25 protein-coding genes and 1 pseudogene are annotated in these 18,847 nt (G+C 54.7%); 13 read left to right on the top strand and 13 right to left on the bottom strand.

Going from position 1 to position 18,847, the window contains the following annotated elements; all coding sequences use genetic code 11:
* Positions 1 to 254 (bottom strand): annotated as a pseudogene (locus tag VEV40_RS03945) (elongation factor P); the annotation flags it as partial.
* 319 nt (positions 255 to 573) lie between these two features.
* Between VEV40_RS03945 and VEV40_RS03940 the strand changes: the two are divergent.
* The 3 genes from VEV40_RS03940 to VEV40_RS03930 all read left to right on the top strand — a co-directional run bounded on the left by VEV40_RS03940 (position 574) and on the right by VEV40_RS03930 (position 3,031).
* A complete protein-coding gene (locus VEV40_RS03940; RefSeq protein ID WP_324830326.1) occupies positions 574 to 1,686 on the top strand; it encodes a hypothetical protein in 1,113 nt (370 codons plus the stop codon).
* 130 nt (positions 1,687 to 1,816) lie between these two features.
* On the top strand, positions 1,817 to 2,350 hold the full coding sequence (locus tag VEV40_RS03935) for an isoprenylcysteine carboxylmethyltransferase family protein (protein WP_324830325.1): 534 nt from the start codon (positions 1,817 to 1,819) through the stop codon (positions 2,348 to 2,350).
* Between the two features lie 27 nt (positions 2,351 to 2,377).
* Complete coding sequence (locus VEV40_RS03930; protein WP_324830324.1) at positions 2,378 to 3,031, top strand: hypothetical protein; 654 nt, start codon at positions 2,378 to 2,380, stop codon at positions 3,029 to 3,031.
* Here VEV40_RS03930 and VEV40_RS03925 read toward each other — a convergent pair.
* Positions 3,003 to 3,707: an RNA polymerase sigma factor gene (locus tag VEV40_RS03925; RefSeq protein ID WP_324830322.1), complete on the bottom strand. Its 705-nt coding sequence runs from the start codon at positions 3,705 to 3,707 to the stop codon at positions 3,003 to 3,005. The genes VEV40_RS03930 and VEV40_RS03925 overlap by 29 nt on opposite strands.
* Positions 3,708 to 3,828: 121 nt before the next feature.
* On the opposite strand from VEV40_RS03925, the gene VEV40_RS03920 reads away from it, so the two are divergent.
* From VEV40_RS03920 to VEV40_RS03905, 4 genes are all read left to right on the top strand, one after another.
* Positions 3,829 to 4,263, top strand: coding sequence for a hypothetical protein (locus VEV40_RS03920; RefSeq protein ID WP_324830320.1), 435 nt, complete (start codon positions 3,829 to 3,831; stop codon positions 4,261 to 4,263).
* Between the two features lie 32 nt (positions 4,264 to 4,295).
* The gene (locus VEV40_RS03915) at positions 4,296 to 4,637 is read left to right on the top strand and encodes a hypothetical protein (RefSeq protein WP_324830317.1); all 342 of its coding nucleotides are present in this window, start codon (positions 4,296 to 4,298) and stop codon (positions 4,635 to 4,637) included.
* Positions 4,638 to 5,013: 376 nt separating this feature from the next.
* Positions 5,014 to 5,850, top strand: coding sequence for a hypothetical protein (locus VEV40_RS03910; protein WP_324830315.1), 837 nt, complete (start codon positions 5,014 to 5,016; stop codon positions 5,848 to 5,850).
* Between the two features lie 125 nt (positions 5,851 to 5,975).
* On the top strand, positions 5,976 to 7,286 hold the full coding sequence (locus VEV40_RS03905; protein ID WP_324830313.1) for a hypothetical protein: 1,311 nt from the start codon (positions 5,976 to 5,978) through the stop codon (positions 7,284 to 7,286).
* Between the two features lie 29 nt (positions 7,287 to 7,315).
* Here the strand turns inward: VEV40_RS03905 and VEV40_RS03900 are convergent, their stop codons facing one another.
* The 3 genes from VEV40_RS03900 to VEV40_RS03890 are packed head-to-tail and all read right to left on the bottom strand — an operon-like array spanning position 7,316 to position 9,316.
* A complete protein-coding gene (locus tag VEV40_RS03900; RefSeq protein WP_324830311.1) occupies positions 7,316 to 8,269 on the bottom strand; it encodes a hypothetical protein in 954 nt (317 codons plus the stop codon).
* 5 nt (positions 8,270 to 8,274) lie between these two features.
* On the bottom strand, positions 8,275 to 8,838 hold the full coding sequence (locus tag VEV40_RS03895; RefSeq protein WP_324830310.1) for an aminodeoxychorismate/anthranilate synthase component II: 564 nt from the start codon (positions 8,836 to 8,838) through the stop codon (positions 8,275 to 8,277).
* A 10-nt stretch (positions 8,839 to 8,848) separates the two neighbouring features.
* Complete coding sequence (locus VEV40_RS03890) at positions 8,849 to 9,316, bottom strand: GNAT family N-acetyltransferase (RefSeq protein ID WP_324830309.1); 468 nt, start codon at positions 9,314 to 9,316, stop codon at positions 8,849 to 8,851.
* An 80-nt stretch (positions 9,317 to 9,396) separates the two neighbouring features.
* Here VEV40_RS03890 and VEV40_RS03885 point away from each other — a divergent pair, with 80 nt between their 5' ends.
* Both VEV40_RS03885 and VEV40_RS03880 read left to right on the top strand, forming a co-directional pair.
* Positions 9,397 to 9,912 carry a hypothetical protein gene (locus VEV40_RS03885; protein WP_324830307.1) on the top strand — a complete coding sequence of 172 codons (516 nt, stop codon included), beginning with the start codon at positions 9,397 to 9,399 and terminating at the stop codon, positions 9,910 to 9,912.
* 62 nt (positions 9,913 to 9,974) lie between these two features.
* The gene (locus VEV40_RS03880) at positions 9,975 to 10,763 is read left to right on the top strand and encodes a hypothetical protein (RefSeq protein ID WP_324830305.1); all 789 of its coding nucleotides are present in this window, start codon (positions 9,975 to 9,977) and stop codon (positions 10,761 to 10,763) included.
* A gap of 173 nt (positions 10,764 to 10,936) precedes the next feature.
* Here the strand turns inward: VEV40_RS03880 and VEV40_RS03875 are convergent, their stop codons facing one another.
* The gene (locus VEV40_RS03875) at positions 10,937 to 11,353 is read right to left on the bottom strand and encodes a hypothetical protein (protein ID WP_324830303.1); all 417 of its coding nucleotides are present in this window, start codon (positions 11,351 to 11,353) and stop codon (positions 10,937 to 10,939) included.
* Positions 11,354 to 11,506: 153 nt separating this feature from the next.
* On the opposite strand from VEV40_RS03875, the gene VEV40_RS03870 reads away from it, so the two are divergent.
* Both VEV40_RS03870 and VEV40_RS03865 read left to right on the top strand, forming a co-directional pair.
* Positions 11,507 to 11,992 (top strand): hypothetical protein, encoded by a 486-nt coding sequence (locus tag VEV40_RS03870; protein WP_324830302.1) that lies wholly within the window; start codon positions 11,507 to 11,509, stop codon positions 11,990 to 11,992.
* A gap of 727 nt (positions 11,993 to 12,719) precedes the next feature.
* The gene (locus VEV40_RS03865) at positions 12,720 to 13,142 is read left to right on the top strand and encodes a hypothetical protein (RefSeq protein WP_324830301.1); all 423 of its coding nucleotides are present in this window, start codon (positions 12,720 to 12,722) and stop codon (positions 13,140 to 13,142) included.
* Here VEV40_RS03865 and VEV40_RS20655 read toward each other — a convergent pair.
* From VEV40_RS20655 to VEV40_RS03835, 7 genes are all read right to left on the bottom strand, one after another.
* Complete coding sequence (locus tag VEV40_RS20655; RefSeq protein WP_414637789.1) at positions 13,024 to 13,515, bottom strand: 4-fold beta flower protein; 492 nt, start codon at positions 13,513 to 13,515, stop codon at positions 13,024 to 13,026. The two genes, VEV40_RS03865 and VEV40_RS20655, sit on opposite strands and share 119 nt — an antisense overlap.
* Positions 13,516 to 13,827: 312 nt before the next feature.
* Positions 13,828 to 14,205, bottom strand: a complete 378-nt coding sequence (locus VEV40_RS03860) for a hypothetical protein (RefSeq protein ID WP_324830300.1) — start codon at positions 14,203 to 14,205, stop codon at positions 13,828 to 13,830.
* A 40-nt stretch (positions 14,206 to 14,245) separates the two neighbouring features.
* Positions 14,246 to 14,422, bottom strand: coding sequence for a hypothetical protein (locus VEV40_RS03855; RefSeq protein ID WP_324830299.1), 177 nt, complete (start codon positions 14,420 to 14,422; stop codon positions 14,246 to 14,248).
* Between the two features lie 174 nt (positions 14,423 to 14,596).
* A complete protein-coding gene (locus VEV40_RS03850) occupies positions 14,597 to 15,355 on the bottom strand; it encodes an endonuclease/exonuclease/phosphatase family protein (RefSeq protein ID WP_324830298.1) in 759 nt (252 codons plus the stop codon).
* A complete protein-coding gene (locus tag VEV40_RS03845; protein WP_414637788.1) occupies positions 15,355 to 15,762 on the bottom strand; it encodes a phospholipase D-like domain-containing protein in 408 nt (135 codons plus the stop codon). Before VEV40_RS03845 ends, VEV40_RS03850 begins: the two co-directional genes overlap by 1 nt.
* Positions 15,763 to 15,778: 16 nt before the next feature.
* Positions 15,779 to 16,507: a phospholipase D-like domain-containing protein gene (locus VEV40_RS03840; protein WP_324830296.1), complete on the bottom strand. Its 729-nt coding sequence runs from the start codon at positions 16,505 to 16,507 to the stop codon at positions 15,779 to 15,781.
* 360 nt (positions 16,508 to 16,867) lie between these two features.
* Positions 16,868 to 17,557: a phosphatase PAP2 family protein gene (locus VEV40_RS03835; protein WP_324830295.1), complete on the bottom strand. Its 690-nt coding sequence runs from the start codon at positions 17,555 to 17,557 to the stop codon at positions 16,868 to 16,870.
* Positions 17,558 to 17,561: 4 nt separating this feature from the next.
* Between VEV40_RS03835 and VEV40_RS03830 the strand changes: the two genes are divergently transcribed.
* Both VEV40_RS03830 and VEV40_RS03825 read left to right on the top strand, forming a co-directional pair.
* Positions 17,562 to 17,771, top strand: coding sequence for a hypothetical protein (locus VEV40_RS03830; RefSeq protein ID WP_324830293.1), 210 nt, complete (start codon positions 17,562 to 17,564; stop codon positions 17,769 to 17,771).
* A 355-nt stretch (positions 17,772 to 18,126) separates the two neighbouring features.
* A complete protein-coding gene (locus VEV40_RS03825) occupies positions 18,127 to 18,618 on the top strand; it encodes a DUF4386 domain-containing protein (RefSeq protein ID WP_324830291.1) in 492 nt (163 codons plus the stop codon).
* Positions 18,619 to 18,847 lie beyond the last annotated feature (229 nt).

Below are 18,847 nucleotides of genomic sequence, written 5' to 3'. Positions count from 1 at the left end.
TTCATGAAGTAATAGTCGTCGCCGTCGTTGTAGAGAAACTCCATCGCGATCTCATCCACCACCACGCGATCAATCGCGTCCGCGGAGCGGAAGCGGTGCTCAAACATTGCGCCGGAGCGCAGGTTCCGCAGCTTGGCCTGGATAAAGGCGCGCAGATTGCCGGGCGTGCGGTGCTCCACGGAAAAAACGGCATGCAGCTCGTTGTTGTGCTTGATAATCATGCCCGGACGCATTTGTGTGGCGGGAATCGCCATAAAGAAAACTCCTTAGCTCTTGTAATTCTGGGGTTTAACAGATGCCTGCGCTCACAGCCAGACGGGAAGTCTCCAGCTATTCACTATTCATTGTAACGTTTTCGGCTATCGGTAGCCAGCAGTGGAAGCCTCTAACTACACGCCGCCTTTACGTTATGACAAAGCAGCAACACAATCCCCTCACACACCATCAAAAAGTGACAACATACGGACATTTCCATGACAACACGAGCGCTGAAAACGCTCTACGTTTAACTTCGCTGCAATGTGAACACATGCTCCATCGCGCAACATAGTTCCCGTTGCAGAGGAGGACAAAATGCAGCAAAACTCTTTACTTTGCCTGCGTATTGGCGCACTGGGTCTGTTGACTCTGACCACTGCCACCACAGCCCGCGCAGCTGACAAATCATTCATAGGCAACTTCAACACCGTGGACACCGTAAGCACAACGATGCCTGCTGATAATGATGTTAACCCCTATGGCGTTACGCGTGTCCCCCGGACTACCGGAAGTCTCGTCGCCGGCAACTTCCTCATCAGCAACTTCAACGACAGTGACAACTTCCAGGGGACCGGCACTACCGTCGTCCAGATCGCGCCGAACGGCGGGTTCAGCCTCTTCGCCCAGATTGATCCAACCAAAGTCTCCTGCCCGGGCGGAATTGGACTGACCACTGCGCTGGTAGCGCTGCGCAGCGGTTTCGTGATCGTCGGCAGTCTGCCTACCAGCAACCAGGGCACTAACTTTACCGGCCCCGGCTGCCTCATCGTGCTTGATAGCAATGGCAACGTAGCCGAGACCTTCTCCGGCCACAACCTCAACGGTCCATGGGACATGACCGCCGTAGACGGCGGCTTCATCGCAGCGCTATTTGTGACTAACGTGCTCAACGGCAACGTTACCTCCGCTGGCGGCGCCGTTGTGAATAAAGGAACGGTCGCTCGTCTATTGCTCTTTATTCCCGAGGGCCGCGCACCGATTCTGCTTGACAGTAGCGTTGTGGCTTCCGGATTCCCAGAGCGTACTGATCCAGCCGCATTAATCATCGGCCCAACAGGAGTTGCCTTTGATGACGAAACCGGGAACCTCTATGTCGCTGACAGTCTCGACAATCGCATTGCTGCCATTCCCGACGCGCTCTTCCGCTGGCATTCCGCCGGCACAGGGCATACAGTGACTCAGGGCGGAGCGCTGAACGACCCGCTCGGCCTCGCACTGGCGCCTGATCATCATATCCTCACCGCCAATGGAGATGACGGCAACATTGTCGAAACCAATCCCTTCACCGGCAAACAGGTAGCAGTCAAGCTCGTTGACAACACAGGAGGTCCGCCACCGGGATCCGGCGCACTGTTCGGACTAATCGCTGCATCGAGCGGCGTGTATTTCGTGGATGATGCTTCGAACACATTCAATCTGCTGCACTGATCGGGACGGCGCGGCACTCCACTCGGGGGAGGCAGAGGCCGCGAGAACGCCCCTGACCATCAGGGACCGCCTTCTGAGTTGTGCGCTTCTAGCAGGCGGTTCATACTTCGGTGTGGCAGGGGCGTTCCTAATGAGCAACGCCGGAACAAGGCAACAAGCCGATCACAATCTGCACTGGCCAACTGCGCTAGCCTCGCTGATCGTAGGGATGGTATTTTTCGCGCTTTGGTTCTGGCTGCTGCCACCATGGCTCGGCTTTCGCGTTGACATTGCAACGGTAGCGCCTTGGCGCTGGATCGCAGTCATTCCATCCGTCCTCGGCTTCGCCGTAGCTCTGCGCTGCATATGGGACTTCGGTTGGACCGGACGCGGAACACCCGCACCCCTTGCCCCACCACGGCGTCTGGTCATAGTCGGCTTCTATCGGTACGTTCGCAACCCGATGTATGTTGGCTTCTTCACTGGATGGGCTGGCCTCTGGATTATCTTCGGACAAATCACCAAAACCGCAATCACTGTAACTGCCATCGGTGTGCTCGGCGTAGCCTTGTTCGTAATGCTCTATGAAGAACCAACATTGCGCGGAAAATTCGGCACAGACTATGAAGAATATTGCCGCAACGTACCTCGATGGCTGCCGCGCATGCGCCCCTGGCACAATTAGAGCCAAAACAGAGAGAGCGAGTGAGTAATGCGTATTGCGTGGCGCCTGTGGTTGCGCGTCTCCCTTATTGTTGTTGCGGTCATACTGATCTGGCTACGGTTTTTGCCGCATCACACAAGGACAGTCAAGCCCATTACGGATCTTGCAACAACCAGTCCGCTCAATCAACCTGGTGGTGGAACAGCTCCCGCCGAGGCATATGATGTCTACTCCGCGCTCTATAAAGCGCCTATGCCGGAGCCGTTGGCCTTCGCGCAGAATTCAGTCACTGATATCCCGCAGGTAAACGGCAGCTGCCTTCGTCCATCAACGCCGCAGGAGCATGAGATGGCAGATGCCTTCGTTGCGATCAATCAACAAAGCCACAACTGGGAGCGGAAGTTTTCTATTCCGCAGGGATACCAGGTGCTTTCGCCCGATGAACTAAAGCGCGCGCAAAATTGTCTGGCAACGCATCGACAGAACACCTCAGAATGCGAGAGTTTCAAACATCTCAAGTTCGTGCGCTATCTCGGAGTTCCTGGATTCGACCGTACCCACACCCATGCGCTGGTCTCGGTTATTAAGAGCTGCGGAGGGCTTTGCGGCAGTGGAGGGATCTTCGCAGTTGAGAAGAGTGGCGGCATATGGCGTCGCTCTGCGACAACTGACTTTACGCGAGATTGCAGCTGGATGTATTGATTTCGTTCAGCCGCGCAAACACGCCGAGAACGACTCGATCGCAGCGTGCGCCCATAAATGGAAATGCCTGTTTAGCGTTTCCTCCCACGCGGGTAAAAAGCCAATTGCGTATCATTGCGCGCCCACGATGCAGACGGACTTTCACATTCTGCTCGGTGAGATACAGCGCTGCCGCAGTTTCCGAAGTGCTCAATTCTTCAACGTCGCGCATCATCACCACAGGGCGGTACTGCTCCGGAAGGGCAAGCACAGCCTCCTCCAATAGTTGACCAGCCTCGGCAATGGACGCTCTCTGCTCAGGATCAGGTGACGATTCGGCAATGCTCATGGAGTCTTCCTCGTCAAACTCGGTGCCTTCCAGTTGCTCATTGCGCTTGCGCAAACGCAGTCGCCGTAGCGCTTCATGAACTGCAATACGCGTCAGCCACGTTGAGAAGAGTGCAGTACCGGCAAATTGGTGAAGGTGTTGGTATGCCCGGACATAGGCGTCCTGCAGCACGTCTTCCGCTTCAGCGTCGTCGCGCAGGATCGCGCGCGCAACCCGATAGAGTCGCTGATTGTAGCGGCGCATGATGATCTCATACAGAGCAGTATCGCCGGCTTTCACGCGCTCTATGACTTCCTGGTCGGTCCAGCTTTCCGTACCTGTCCATTCCAGAGTTCCGATGGTTTGCATAGCTCTAGTAATAGAGAGTCAGGCCCGCAAAAAAGGTTACATACAGAAAGCTGGGGACGGTAATCGACTACGACTGTAACCAATCTCTCGTTCACCGCTCTTTTAACCAGAGGACAGAAGAATGGCTGGTTCCAATGAGCGTATCAATATCGCATGGTGGGCGCTGAAAATCGGCCTCGGAGCTGGGCCTGTTATTACCGGTATTGATAAATACTTCAATATGCTTGCCGATTGGGGTATGTATCTGAATCCTTTGGCAACAAAAGTTGTGCCAGTCAGCGTTCCTACCTTTATGCATGTTGTTGGCCTGGTCGAAATCATTGCCGGGCTGATCGTGCTGAGCCGCTGGACAAAGATTGGAAGCTACATCGTCATGTTCTGGCTGCTCGGCATTGCCGTAAACCTTGTATCGAGCGGTATGTTTTTCGACCTTGCTATGCGCGACGTGGAACTCGCGATTGGCGCGTTTGTTCTATCGCAGTTGACGACGGTGCGGGAACAGCAAGTGGCGCTAAAACAGGATGCAATCACAGTGTCAGGCTCACAATTTGCCTAAACTATACAACAAAACTTAACCGGAGGATATTTATGAGAAGGCTTGCTTCATTGGTTGTGCTGTTGGGTGTGTGCGCGGCGCCTGTATTCGCCTTCGCCGCCAGTTTTGAAAATGTGGCAGTCGTGGATGTCGGTTGCTCTAAGAAAGTGGCTGCGAACCCTGACCTGCACACTCGCGATTGCGCTTTGCAGTGCGCAAAGAGCGGCTTTGGCATCGTTACGAATGACCAGAAATTTCTGAAGTTTGATGCCGCTGGAAATGCAAAGATTCTGGAGGCTCTTAAAGCATCAGATAAAAAAGATCACCTTCGCGTGAATGTCGATGGAGAAGTACAAGGCGATACATTGAAAGTTAGCTCGATCAAGCTGCTGTAAGTCTCTTGAGGACATCTGCCTATCGGTGCACCACAATGTCGCGAAAACAGGAAATGCGGAGACAAAGGGCTGCATAGGCAGCCCTTTTGCAATCACAGTGACAGCGGCAGATGTTCAATGGTGCTAGAAACGCGGCTAACGCCAAGCCGTGAGTCTCCGCCCTGTCAAACTGGCTGATGTTCGAGTGAAAACTAATCTTCTTGCATCCACACTTGTATCTGTTGCCATCCTGCCCCGTAACAACAGAAATAAAAGGACGACAACACTACGACATTTAAATCACACTCAAATAACTGTCCTCTGACAGCCCCATGACAACTTAATGAGCCATTGCTCCTATCCTTCCATTCGTTCTCCTAAAGAACAAGGAGGCGCGATGACTCGTCTCACGTCACTGCTCACTCTTACAACCGCTGTTTTGTTCGTCTGTAGCACAGCGGCTCAGCAATTAGCTCCCAACCAAACCCACGGCTTCGGCAACAATCGGCTAATCACCTTCACCTATCTACAAAATTTCGATTGCGTCGATCAGCCGACACTCGATCTCGATTTCAATGGGATTATGGCGCAATCAGATCCGAATGAGATGCAGACGCCGATCTGCCAGCCGATCACCGAACCAACACAGGACCCGACGGGCGGGAATATCAAACACACCGCTCATCTGTACGTATTCCTTCCGATGTTTTCGGTCGACAATGATCAAAACCCCAACGATGCAATGCCATGCCCGAATGGAGGAAGGCCCAACGAACTGTGCGGTCCTGCTCTAGGCAAGGCCCTCATCTCCTTGTTCGGCTTTCTGCCCGAAGCCTGGAAGGCGAAAGTGAACCCGGCTATCACGACTCAGTGTCCAGACCCGAATAACCCCGTTCCCGGCACCTGTACGATGCATGCTTCATCCGTTGACCTGTCGGAGACATTGGTCGCGCTGGGCAAAATTCCAGGGCCGCCAACCATGCCAATCTTCGTTCCTACTCCCAATCACAGTCATGTTGTTGACAATTCTCGCGTAAACACCCAGCCGATCTGGTGGGAAGTGAGACCCGTGCTAATCCTGTTCCAGAGCGACTGGCCAGCGGCCGATGCCAGCAGCGGGATTACCTCCTCTAAAGCGATGGATGACGCGGAAGCAGCGGGCAGAGCGATAGAAGTTGGCTCCAACTTCTTCCTGTTTTTCAGCTCCCAGATGGCTGCTCACGCTGGACACTGAGGGTTGTAACCAACGAGGGTCTTCAAACTCTCTTTCTATGAAAGGGGGACAAAGTGAAAAAAGGTCAAGTAATACTATTCTCGGTGTCAGCCGCATTCCTCCTGGCTGCAATTTCCGTGTCAGGCATGAAGAATGACAGGAAGTCCAGCTTTCTCGGCAACGCCGAAGAAAATGCGAAAGCGATGATCGACCAGGGAAGACACACCTTTCGCTTCGATACCTACGGTGACGAAGCATTCTGGACCGGACAGCTCCAAATCCAGCAGTCTGTCAAGAGCCTGACACCGCGGACGGCTCTCGCTCTCGGCCTGAAAGTTGACGCGGAGGCACTCCCGCCCTCGGTCATTGAGGCCATCCAACACGGCAGGGTCAACCTCGATGACCCCGCCGTGACCCTTCAGCTAATCCAACAGAATGCGGTACTGGGTGTGGTGGGCACCTTCAACAACAACACGCTGACAAAAGTCGGCTTCACCTGCGCGCTTTGTCATTCAACGGTGGACGATTCCGTTGCACCGGGAATCGGCGCGCGAATCGACGGCCTGGCAAACCGCGACCTGAACGTTGGCGCGATTATTGCCACGGCGCCGAACCTTACTCCGATAGTTAGTCTGCTGAGTCTGGCACCGCAGGACGCGGGCATCACGGCACAGGATGTTCGCAACGTGCTCAATTCCTGGGGGCCGGGGAAATTCGACGCAGAATTGGGGCTCGATGGTAAGGCGTTTAACCCGCAGCAGATTACAAACGGTGTCGTAACCGGGACAAACGTTTCCGGCGCAACCCTACTACCCAACGCCCGAGGTCTTTCGGGTCACAACCTTCACACGTGGTCCGGAGGCTGGGGCACGGTAACCTACTGGAACGCATTGGTGGCGGTACTTGAACTTCACGGTATCGGCACATTTTTCGATGAACGCTTCGATGATGCGACTCAGTTCCCCATCGCAGCTGCTGCAAAGCTAGGTCATGTCTCCGTCGATCCAGACAGCGACCAGGTTACAGGCAAGCTGGCCGCGCTGCATTTCTATCAGCTGTCGCTGCCTGCGGTGCAACCGCGCCCTGGCATCGACTTTGATCCGGCCGCAGCCGCTCGTGGTGACGAATTGTTTAGCGGCAAGGCCAATTGCAACAGTTGTCATCATGAGCCATTGTGGACAGAACCTGGCTGGAATCAACACACGGCCGATGAGCTGAAGATCGATAGCTTTGAAGCTGACCGCTCGCCGGGCCATGCATACCAGACAGTGAATCTCGCGGGCATCTTCGTGCGCGAACGCGGCCTGTTTATGTTTCCGCAGAACAAAGGCCGCTTCTATCATGATGGCCGTTTTCAAACCCTGCTTGACGTCGTCAACAGTTATGACGCCCGGTTCAACCTCGGGCTTACGGATGAGGAGAAACACGACCTGGTTGAATATCTGAAATCGCTCTAGAGGCTGGCTATTGGTTGCGCAGGCAAGGGCTAGCTATGCCCGAACAGCCGGGCGAAGAAGTGCCCGATGTGATGGAATATCCCGCCGGACTTCGCGGGCTTCTGAGCAGATGATTCTTCGGCTGGCGGCGCACTCGCCACGGTCGGTGGCATGGCTGCGGCGGGAGCATTGGTTGACTGGGGCGGGGCCGATCCACTGTAGACCAGCGGGACTTCAACCTGGGCGTGAGGCGTTCCCTCGGGAACAACCGGCTGCGACGGCGGAGGCGGAGGCGACTTCAGACCTTCGCTTTCTGCAAGCGGGAAAGCCGTATCGGCCGGAGTGGATGAAGGGCCGCCAACCGGCTTGCCGTCCGCAGTGGCAATGGCGACCGGCGCAGCAGGCGGGCAGCCGCATGGTTCGGGTTCGTTGTCCACCACCTGCTGCAGGCTGCCATGCTCAAACAACACGCGTTGATTCGGCTTCACGCGGTAAACACCGCCTTCGAACTGGCTGGTAACGGTAATGTACGGAGCATTGTCGCCGTGGTTGTCGATACAGGTGTCGCCCTTCTGGTTTACGCGCATCTTCAAATCAGCGTCGCCTGGACCGGAAACCAGAATCCGCAGATCAGGAGTCAGCAGAACGTCGGAGTATGAACCAGTTTTGTACTGGGCCTCAATAGCGCCGCGATCAAGAGAGAGCATCAGCGCGGTTGAATCTTCGCCTATGGCGGGAAGCACTGACTTGTCACGCGTGAGATGGATGGTCGTCGAAGCGCACAGACGCACCTCGCCGCCACGGGCGAGCGTGATCACTGCTGTCTTGTCTCCCGCCGTAACGCTGCCGTTGTTGCCAATTGTGGCCTTGCCGTTGACGACTTCGAGCGAACCGGCAACCGTCACGCCTTCCGTCGGGACATAAGCAATGGGCTGCTGCTGGCCTATCGCAGCAAGAGATGTGAAACATGCCGCGCCTGTAACCAGCAAAAACCTCACCACCATGAAAACTAAAGCTCCAGAAAATTTCTGATCAGATGCTTGCCGTCCTGCGTGAGGACGCTTTCGGGATGAAACTGCACGCCCTCGACTGGGTACTTCTTATGACGAAGCCCCATGATGGTGCCGTCAACAGTACGCGCTGTAACTTCAAGCTCGTCCGGCAGGCCTTTTCCCGAGACAATCAGAGAATGATAGCGGGTGCAGGTCATCGGGTTTCGCAGGCCGTTGAAGATTGTTCTGCCGTCGTGCGTCACTTCACTCGTTTTGCCATGCATCAACTGCGGCGCGCGGACAACATTGCCTCCGAAGGCTGCGCCGATGGCTTGATGCCCGAGACAGACGCCGAGGACCGGGACCTTGCCCGCAAAATGTCTCACGATATCAATCGAGATGCCCGCGTCCTGCGGTGTACACGGTCCGGGCGAAATCAGGATACGCGCGGGTTTGAGCGCTTCCACTTCGTCCACGGACAACTCATCATTGCGGCGGACCGTCATCTCCGCGCCCAACTCACCCATGTACTGCACCAGGTTATAGGTGAACGAATCGTAGTTGTCGAGGACGAATACCATGAAACTTCCTTCAGTGTAACTCTTTGCGCATGAAGATCGTCGCCTGCGGATTGTCGTTGTATCGGCTGCATGGCGCGTAACCATGCCGCCGATAGAAGCGGATTGCAGGCATCAGGTCTTTTTTCGAGTCCAGATAAAGGGCTTTGTATCCTTGTTCGGTTGCATAGTCTTCCAGAGTCTGTAGAAGGGCCTCAGCTACGCCTTGCCCGCGATATGCGGTACGCACATAGAGGCGCTTGACCTCGGCACCATCTTTGAGATGAGACAGCCGGTGCAATCCGATGCAGCCAATGACTTCGTCTTCGGCTGTCGCCAGCCAGAGCCCCGCGCCGTCTACAAAGTACTCCTGCTCAAATGCGATACGGTCATCGCGCACAAGTACACTTACCGCCTCGTAGTACTCGGAAACAATGCCGTAAGCAGCGTCTATTTCTTCGAGCTTTGCGCGATGGATCCTCACATCAGCAGAGTAAGGCATGTGCAACGCTGACGGCGTCCAGTTTGTGTTAAGCTGGCGGCAAAGAGTGAGAGAACGTCTGTGGATGGAGGTATTGTCCGATGAAGCTCATAACTCTTGTTCTTCTTACCGCATTAGCTATCGGCGCGTTCGCCCAAAGCAGCACACAGCAAAAATCACCAGACGTTCACATTCAGGGCATTACAGTCCTACCTCCTGGGCCCATTCTCAACCTGCAGACAGGCTGTCCCGTGGCCTTCACAAATGTTGACCTCAAGCAGAACGCGCGATACATGCCTGTGGAGCAAAGCGCGGAAGCAGACGACAGCCTCGTCTTCAACTACAAAAATCAGAGCGGCAAACAGATCAAATCAATAGAGGTTCATGTTGTGCTATATGTGAAACCGAGCATCTATGATCTCGACGCAATCACTGCCACGCGCGACATGACGCTCTCAGGCCATTCAGGAGAAGCCCTACCGTTAAATTTGTTCGCTTATGGAGTGGTTCGCGTCACCCTTGAGCAGGTGAACTACGCTGACGGCACAGTCTGGACACCAAACGAAATCTCGTGCCACTACGACAAGCTCTCCGGCATTGAACAGATCGCGAAATAAAGCTTCGTCATAAGATAATAGGAGCGATATAGAGTCGCGCATCTGCCATTTTACCGGACACCTTGTTTACTATTTTTCGTAAGAGTACATTCGCTCTGCTTCTTCTGGCCGCTTGTTTTGCGCGTGCTGAGGAACCGGCCCAGGCGAAAGCCGCATTCCAGAATTACATCGCGACACTTGAAGCCCGCGTTGATGTGCAAAATGCCTCCCGCGACGGCTTTCTGTGGATTGACCAGCACCCGCAGCGACTTGCAGCGGTCCACAAAGGTGAGATTCAGGTCCAGCAAATTCATGCCCCGCAAATCGATGGCGGAACAGTTGAAGACTGGATTGGTGGCGCGTTTCTGCCCCAGGCAACACTCGCACAAGTCCTGAAAATCGACCAGGACTACGCCAACTATGCGAAGTATTACGCGCCGGAGATTGTGCGGGCGCGCGTGCTTTCGCACGACGGCAACCACTATCAGGTCTTTTACCGGCTCAAGAAACACAAAGTCGTGATCGTCGTGCTTGACACTGTCCACAACATCGACTTCTTCCCGCTCGGCAAAGATCGCTACAGTGTGCGCTCCCGCTCCGCGAGCGTGCGCGAAGTCCGCAATGCCGGAGAAGCTGACGAAGAAGTGTTGCCGCAAGGTGAGGGACTTGGATTTCTCTGGGCAATGAACTCATACTGGCGCGTAGAAGAGCGCGACGGTGGCGTCTACATTGAATGCGAAGTTGTCACTCTGGCGCGTTCGATCCCTTTCGGCATGGGGGCAATGCTGCGACCAACGATCGAGTCTTTTGCGTCGGACTCGCTTGAAAATACACTCAAAGAAAAACGCAAGGCAGTGCCGGCTGTGCCATGAGTTGCCAATGCAGGCAAGAAGTGTCGAATAGTCGCCGCAGGTTACAGGTACGTAGCGATTTCAGGAGATGGTTCGCGTCTTGGCTGCGGAATGCGCCAGGCGTTGTCCCATGCCCGTGAAAGGTGCGTCGGGAATGCTGCTGATGACTCCACCTCGCCCTTTGCCGTTCGACGTCAGCTTGAATCCAACGGCGGCAGAATGGTGTGCTTTTCGCCGTCAACCAGCCAGCCCGCAGGAACCTCGATGCGGTCGCCCTGACCATTCAGAATGTGCCAGTCGGCTGATGGAGTTGCGCCCAGCCGGTTCCATTGGTTGAACCCTGCCGGAGGAGAAATGGTCCCGCCAGGAGTGATCAAGTTTGACGAAACAGTCCATCCATCGGGAACGATAATCTGGACACCCTGCCCGGCCTTCTGGATGTCCCACGCAACGAGGTCGCCGTTGTGCAGATACATACATGGCGCCTGACCCCCGCCGAGTCCAAAAGTTCGCCCCCACTGTCCGGCAACACCGGAAGCCCCATCCATCGTGATCTCATTGCTGGCCGTGACTTCGATTCCCTTAAGCCCTGCGCCGGTTAAAGCCGTCACGATGCGGTGCGCAGCCGAATCATTCGCCGGCGAGCTGTTTGCCTTGGACCAGTTCAGTGTTGCAGGCGACGGCGACCGCCTTCGGATTTGTCTACATCCACCCCTTCCAGGACGGCAACGGGCGTCTGCATCGCTGCCTAATCCATCACGTCCTTGGCGGAGCGAAAATTCACGCCGCTGGGGATGGTGTTCCCTGTCTCGCCGGTCATGCTCGACCGGATCGAGACATACCGCGACAGGCTGCGCGCGCATTCGGGGCCGCTGATGGACTACATTGATTGGCGGCCGACACCGGTACACAACGTCGATGTCCAGAACGACACCGCCGACCTGTACCGTTATTTCGATAGCACGGAAGCGGCGGAATTTCTCTATGGCTGCGTCGCGCAGGCGATCGACAACGACCTGCCGCGGGAGATCGATTTCCTGCGCCGAAACGACAAAGCGATGCGCCGCGTCATGAACACAGTCGAGATGCCGGACATGATCGCGGAAAACCTGATCAGGTCTATCCGCCTCAACGAAAACAGACTCGGTCGCAAGTGCCGTGAGGGCGAATTCGCGAAGCTGACGGATGACGAGGTGATCGCGATCGAAGCGATTGTGCGGGAAGCGTTTGATGGCTTCACCGAGGCCTGACGACGCGCGCCTTCGCGGTGTGCGGAGCTGCACGTCCAACGAGCGGCAGCGGGACATGATCAACCGGCGCTCAACGCGGCTTTGAAGGCAAGCTGACCTCGTCCAAATGGGCTAAGCTCGCCAAATGCTCGCAGGACACGGCCTCGCGCGATATCGAGGACCTGATCCGCAAAAAGGTGCTGGTCAAGGATGCTGCCGGAGGCAGGAGCACGTCATATTCGCTGATGAAGATCAAATAGAGCGCAGCATTGAAAGAGGATGGTGGGGAGATGACGAAGACAGGCAGCCATGCGCGCGGACTCCGATGGAATACAGAGATCATGCAAAGCGCGAAGCCGTCGGAAAGCTTCCCAAACGCCGTTCCAAATCCATAACTGGCTAACTACCCATTACTAGCACTTACTTGACCGAAACATTTTCAGGTAAGTACGAAATAACAGCCCTTATGTTACGAGTTGTTACGCTCAGTCTGTAAACAATGCCGGCACAAACGCGTCAGCATCACCGCTGGCGCGTTTTGTTTTTTCACACAATGCACGATGAACGCGTTGTAAATTCCTTTCCGTCTGCGCGGCTCATAGAGCGGTCGAGAAATCAGGACGCTGAATATCCACGTCGCAAGTCGTCTCGGCGGCGTAGAGGCGGCAAAGCGCGCTGCGATCAGGTAGTTCTGAAGACGGCCTGTCAACGGTAACAGTTCTGAGTTTCGCAATCGGAGTAGTACATTATGGCGATCAATACCAAGAGGGAATTGGCCGCGTTCCTCAACCGCAACGCGGCCGATGTTTTTGTTCCAGTCCACCGCGTTCGAGTGGATGAAGCTCGTCCTGCCAAAAATACAGACCGGAGTTTAGCCCGGAACCCCGGGTGGACTGTCCCGAAGTCTTATCGTTTGACTTCGGGCCTTGCCGCAAGTTTCCTGTCGCGGTCGCGCACGTCCCGTTCTGCCTCGACTCCCTTCAGCAGCTCGCCGCAGCGATGCTCGGCGCACGTTGAATCACCTCTTGACATGAGCGTCTTCAAAATCGGATTCAAGGAAGTGCCCCATCTGAGAAAAACAATCCGCACGGCGCAGAAGACCATTTCCTCCTGTAGAGAGGTCTCGGAGGAGCAGGTTCCTTTGACGATTTCAGAGGAAGCAATTGTTTGATTGATTTCAGCGGCTCTGACTTTGGAAGTGAGACATCTCTGACAACTCTATGGACGCCGCAGACAGGGTTGCCCTCGTGGTTACGTACAGTCCCATCGACGTACCATCCGAGGTGTTTACCGTTGAACCCATAAACATTGAAGCCACCGCCAACGCTCGATGATAGGTATGCTACAGGCTTGCCCGACCACATATAGATTGTCGGGTTATCTTCGGAGAACGAAATATAGGCTTCGGGCGAACCGTCTCCGTTGAATAGGTTCGACTCGTCAATCTGACACCTCAGAACGACAGGGCACAGAACCAGCACGAACAGCAGGAATCGATGAAAAAGATACTTCACGGTCCCCAGCCTTTCCCAAGAGGGCTTCATTGGCACACACACCAGCAGCAGCTTCTAGGCGATTCTACGCGCTGCGATGAGACGCTCTCATGCGATACTATGACCGCTCTGCGACGACAACGACGATTCGATATGAAGAGCTTTGATCTGACGACGCCCTGCCCGAGTTGGAAGATTCAGCCGCATCAGCATAACGATGGTGGAACGCCGAAAGACCTACCTATCGGCGGTTTATCTAGTTGGGAACCTGCCAATACCATGAGGACCGATAAACTGTTTTCCCCCGCCATATCCGCGATTCCCACATATTTTTTCCTCCAGGGCTGATCGTCACCGACTTGCTCATTTTGTCAAACACGCCGCACTGATGAAAGTCGAGTAGGGCTGCTCACTGATGCTACTCAGTTTCGCCGCATAGTTTGCTGCAGAGCCGACCCACAGCAATGCGACCGTTTGCTGCGCCTGCTGCCGCTCTTCGTCGGTATGCCCTTCGCAGTTCTCATCGAAGCAGACGCCGTTGTAGCAATCGTCGCAATCGCCGCCGACACAGTCGTCACATTGACACACGCAGTTCTCGTCCTTGTGCAGGAACTTCCGGAGCACCGCGGTCAGGCTGCCCAGCTGCTTACGCACTTCTGGGTCGCTGCGGTCCGCTGTGCGAATCAGGTCCTCGGCCTCGCGAAACGATTTCACCGATGTGACAATCGCGGCCTCGTTCATTGGAAAGGTAACCAACTCCCCTCCCACAAATGCATTTCCTTCAGGAAACGAACAGGACCTGCCGCGCTTCAGGAACGATGCCAGGAATTCTTTCGATGGGCATCACGCCTGTCGTTATGAAGCCCTGACCGACTCCTGTGATCGTCGTCTGCTCCGTCAGCGAAACGTCTTTTCCGGTGAGGGTGATCGTGGCGCGCCCTCGGCGGTCGGGGAGCAAGCGCGCAACCTACTCGTTGGCCTATAGCTTGTCAATCAGCGTATCGCGCGAGATTTGCGCCTGTGCTTCACTCTCTCGTCAGAGTAATCTCCGACTGCATCCAGGATCCGACTGCACGTAAAATTCTCCTCAGCCGAATGGCACATCTATTGCGTTCCACGGAGCAGACCCCGTTTATAGCCTGCCGGCGCACTCCTGTTGAACGTGGAACTCTGCAACTAAGGGTAAATGATCGGACGCTATCAAGGCTCTTCGAGTCCGCCACAAACGGGCACTCTCAAGCTGCAATGGCGCCTCGTAGTAGCAGTAGTCCAGGGAAAGTACTGGTAATATCCCCGGATATGTGCGTGGAAAGCGCAATCCATGTCGTGGCTGGAATGTCTTGAAGCTGCCTCGCAGCAGTCTTGTGGCCAGTCCCGAAGCCCATTCATTGAAATCTCCTACAAGCAGACGCGGGTTGTTCAATTCTTGATGGCCAAGCACGTCCACACTCAGCAGCCGGGCTGCCTGTGAACGCCGCTCTATATAGCCGGTGCCTAAGTGCAAATTGAATACACGAACCGTTTGCCCCGGATTGATCGCTATGTTCGCGTGTAATACGCCTCGTTTTTCACGCATCCCATGAGTGATATCGTAATTCTGCCAACCTTGCAGCGGGAAGCGGGTCAAAGTCATATTTCCATAGTTGCCGCCGCGATAACTGCGATTCGATCCAAAGCACCACGTGTAATCCGGAAATGCGCTCGCTATTTCTCTTGCCTGATCAAAAACGCGAGGACCCTGTGGTGCATCCACAACTTCTTGCAGACACAAGACGTGTGCATCGAGTTCACTAAGGACGGCGATGATGCGATCAGGAGATGTTTTTCGATCAAAGCCTAGACACTTGTGAATGTTATAAGTGGCAATACGAAAACGGACCACATCCTTCATCACTGTTGCCGCTCGAAAAGCCAGCCCAGCAACTCTGGCACGCGCTCGGTTATCGGCCGATGTTTCCATTCGTTGAGAGAGACCCTTCGGCTCTTAACGAGATCGCCTGACATGTCGCGCTCAAGCTGTTCGGCGAACGCTCTGCTACACACTGCGAGATTGACTTCATCATTGATTCCGAAGGATCGATAGTCGAAGTTGGTTGAGCCAACGACCGCCCACAGTTCATCTACGCACAGGATTTTTGCGTGGATCATCGCAGGCTGGAATTCATAAATCTCGGCGCCGGCCTTCAACAACGAGCCATATCCTGAGCGGCTGGCACTTCGTGTGAGCAGATGGTCGCTCTGGTGTCCGGGAACCAGGATGCGCAACTTTACGCCGCGCTCCTCGACAGCACGGCACAACTCTTGAGTGAGCCTCTTAATATGCATCGCCAACCAACAATTCGCCATTTGCTGTCACCCAATTTTCGGCAAACGTGGCTTGCAGATTGGGTACCGCTTCGCCCTCAACTTGCACCATCGTGTCACGCCATCTTGGTTTTCCTCGCAAGCCGGAATACCACTGATCTGCGATTCCGGCCCCTCCAACAAATCCGATCCGACCATCCACAATCAGCAGCTCTCGGTGGGTACGGTTGTCCAATCGTGTTAATCGGTACCATGTCGGTGAGTTGTACCATCTCACCTCTCCACCAACTTCGAGTAATGGACGAAAGAACGCGCGGCTTGTTCCTCCACTCCCAAATGCGTCGAGCAAAATATTCACGTGAATACCTGCTTTTGCTCGTTCAGTGACAGCTTCGAGATACTCGCGTCCGATCGTGCTTTTTTGGAAGATATATGCCTCGAGATTCACGCTGCGCTGAGCATGACAAATCGCGTTTAACTCTGCACCGTAAAAGGAGGGCCCGTCTTTCAGGACCTCTACCATGCCTTTCCGATTCGCCCTGGCATCAACAAGTGATTCAAGCAGGCCAAGAAACTCTGCCGAAGAGTTCGGCGACAACTGATTTTTGTTGTTGATTTCATATTCCGGCGTCGGCCCGAACACTCCAGAAAGCAGGAAGGCAGTTAGAAAAACAACTGCGATGAGGCCAACAACGAAGGCGCCAATCGAAACGGGGACGAAGATCGTTAAAAGGCCCAAGATACTACACTCATTGCTGCAATATTCACCAGAAATGTCTCCGATCTCTTGGATGCACCTGTTCCCGTCTGGAGGTTACAAATTCAGACTGCTATCAATATTTTCTGTTTTTGGTGGGTCATTCCTGAGGAGTCGGCGAGGCAGACTGTGTACCCAGCTTGCTCTATCTCGCCTGCATCATCGTGGCTAACATGGTCGATAAATTTGTGGATTTGCAGGGAAGCTGTTCGGTGCACCTAGAAGTGTGACGATATCGGACAGCGGAACCAATACGCAGTTGCGATCAGCGTTGTCTGAAACAGAAAAATAACGGCCAGAAGGGAAAGAATGTGCCATGCAATTGGAACCATTCAGCGGAGATTAGCGCGGTCGTAAAGTCTGATACTTCGCGATCGTGTAACCCAGCGAAGAGCCGAGCCAAACATCCGAGGGGAAGTGCGCACTGTCTGCTATTCGCGAGAAACTGATCGCAGTAGCCATCGTGTAGCACAACACTGGAATCCAAGGTTTGCCACGATGCCGATACCGCTCGGCCACCACAGTTGCCACGGACCACACAGCAGTAGAGTGCCCCGATGGAAAACTGCTGCCATGAAGAGGCGATTTTCCACCATTGAAACGCGTGTCCTCGAAGGTGCCGCCGGGCGGAACGTCCGAGGGACGCTGACGACGTGTGGCCGCTTTGATGGCCAGATTGATCACCACGCTATCGCCATAAGCTTCGGCCGCCAAGATCGCCGTATTTACCTCACGCGTGTCGTGTCGAATGTAGCCCGCTGTCAGCAGCGAGGCCGGAAGTGCGATGACCTCGCCTGTGGTGATCATTGGGTCGAACACATCCGTGAAGGGGTCCCATGTCTTCGCATTATTACGGAAGTATTTCGCCGCATGCGGATCCGCATAAATTAGGCCCACGGTTCCCGCCACCACGATCGCTGTCGGTAACAAGTATTTGCCCCGAGCAAGCCGCAAGGGAAATGTCCACAGGTCTTTCTGATCATGCAGGAAATCTCCCGGCAGACTGCGCCAAGTCGCTTCTCGCTGGGGCACACCAGTGGTCGCGTCGACGCCGCCCGAGCGCGTGACCCGCCCTCTGTCGTCCACCAGCAAGCTTGGAATCGGTGACACCGCCTCGAACCGCGGCATCGGCTCATCTGGCAAGCTGGAGGAATTTTGTGCACTGCTATGCGTCCCTCCGTATGCAAGCGCCGCGCAGACCAACGATATAGAAATGAAGGAATTGTGGAGCCTCATCGTCAAATAGCTTTGATGCAGGCTTGTAACTTCCCGTTCGACAGCGGGGACAAAACATGACCAGAAGGTCTTTGTCTTATTTGACTCTATCTGCCTCTATGGTCTCCTATGTCCGAATCGAAACACGCGCGGCGTACAATTCGGCGCATGATTTGTTTGCGTAACTTCGCCCACCTTAAAGCCGCGCAATATGCCTTCGAAGGACAATCCACTTGCAGCGGTTGAGGCAAGGCGATTGAATACTGATCGCCGCCGGCCGCGGACAGCATGGCATACACCGGGATGCGTGATGCGAAGTCGCCGGTCCTCGCACACCGATGTCACAATCAACGTCAAAATCAGAATATTTAGCTGGAAATTATTGCATGCTCCAGAGCATCAGGAGAGGTATGCTCAGAAAAAGCATCAAACAAGCGGCCGCCAACAGCGTGCGTCCCGTGTCGTTCTCGAGCCTTTTCCAGCACTTCTCCAATCGCGCGCATTCTTCACATAAATCGCCAACAATCGTAAATTCGCTGAACGAGATTGCCGCGCTGACGCTCTTGCGCGGCGGGGATTTCCTGTCCGCCTTCGACAAACATCAGTTGGAGGCGATGGCCATGCTGTTCCTCGATTTGCATCGCTATGGGTACATTCTCGGCTGGATCCTTGGGCCCTGGCTCTTCTCCTTTGGCATTCTCGTGTTTCGCTCGGGTTTCCTCCTCCGCATCCTGGGCGTCCTGCTGATCGCTGCATGTTTCGGCTACCTGGCGGATAGCCTTACGCCCTTGCTTCTGCCCAATTACGAAGATGTGGTGGGCCGCATTGCGAGCATCCTATTAACGTTGGGAGAACCCGCGATAATCTTAGGCTTTTGATTAGGGGAGCAAAAGGATCAGCCATTGGAGGCTGCAACATAAAAGTGAGTCGAATTCTGACGATGCGCTTCACGTTCGACGATTCTGAGCGGTTTGTTTGAATGCTAGGTCGAAGAGGAGCGCGAGGTGTTACAAGAAGCTGAACTCAGCGCCCAAGCTGATTCAGAGAACAACCTCGGAGGCTCCTCAGAGACGATATGTATTACATCGGACTGGATGTTCACAAGAA

This window comes from Alloacidobacterium sp., assembly GCF_035631355.1.
GTDB lineage: Bacteria > Acidobacteriota > Terriglobia > Terriglobales > Acidobacteriaceae > Alloacidobacterium.
Note: the sequence above shows the minus strand (reverse complement) of the source record. Positions and strands in the feature narration are given on the sequence as shown.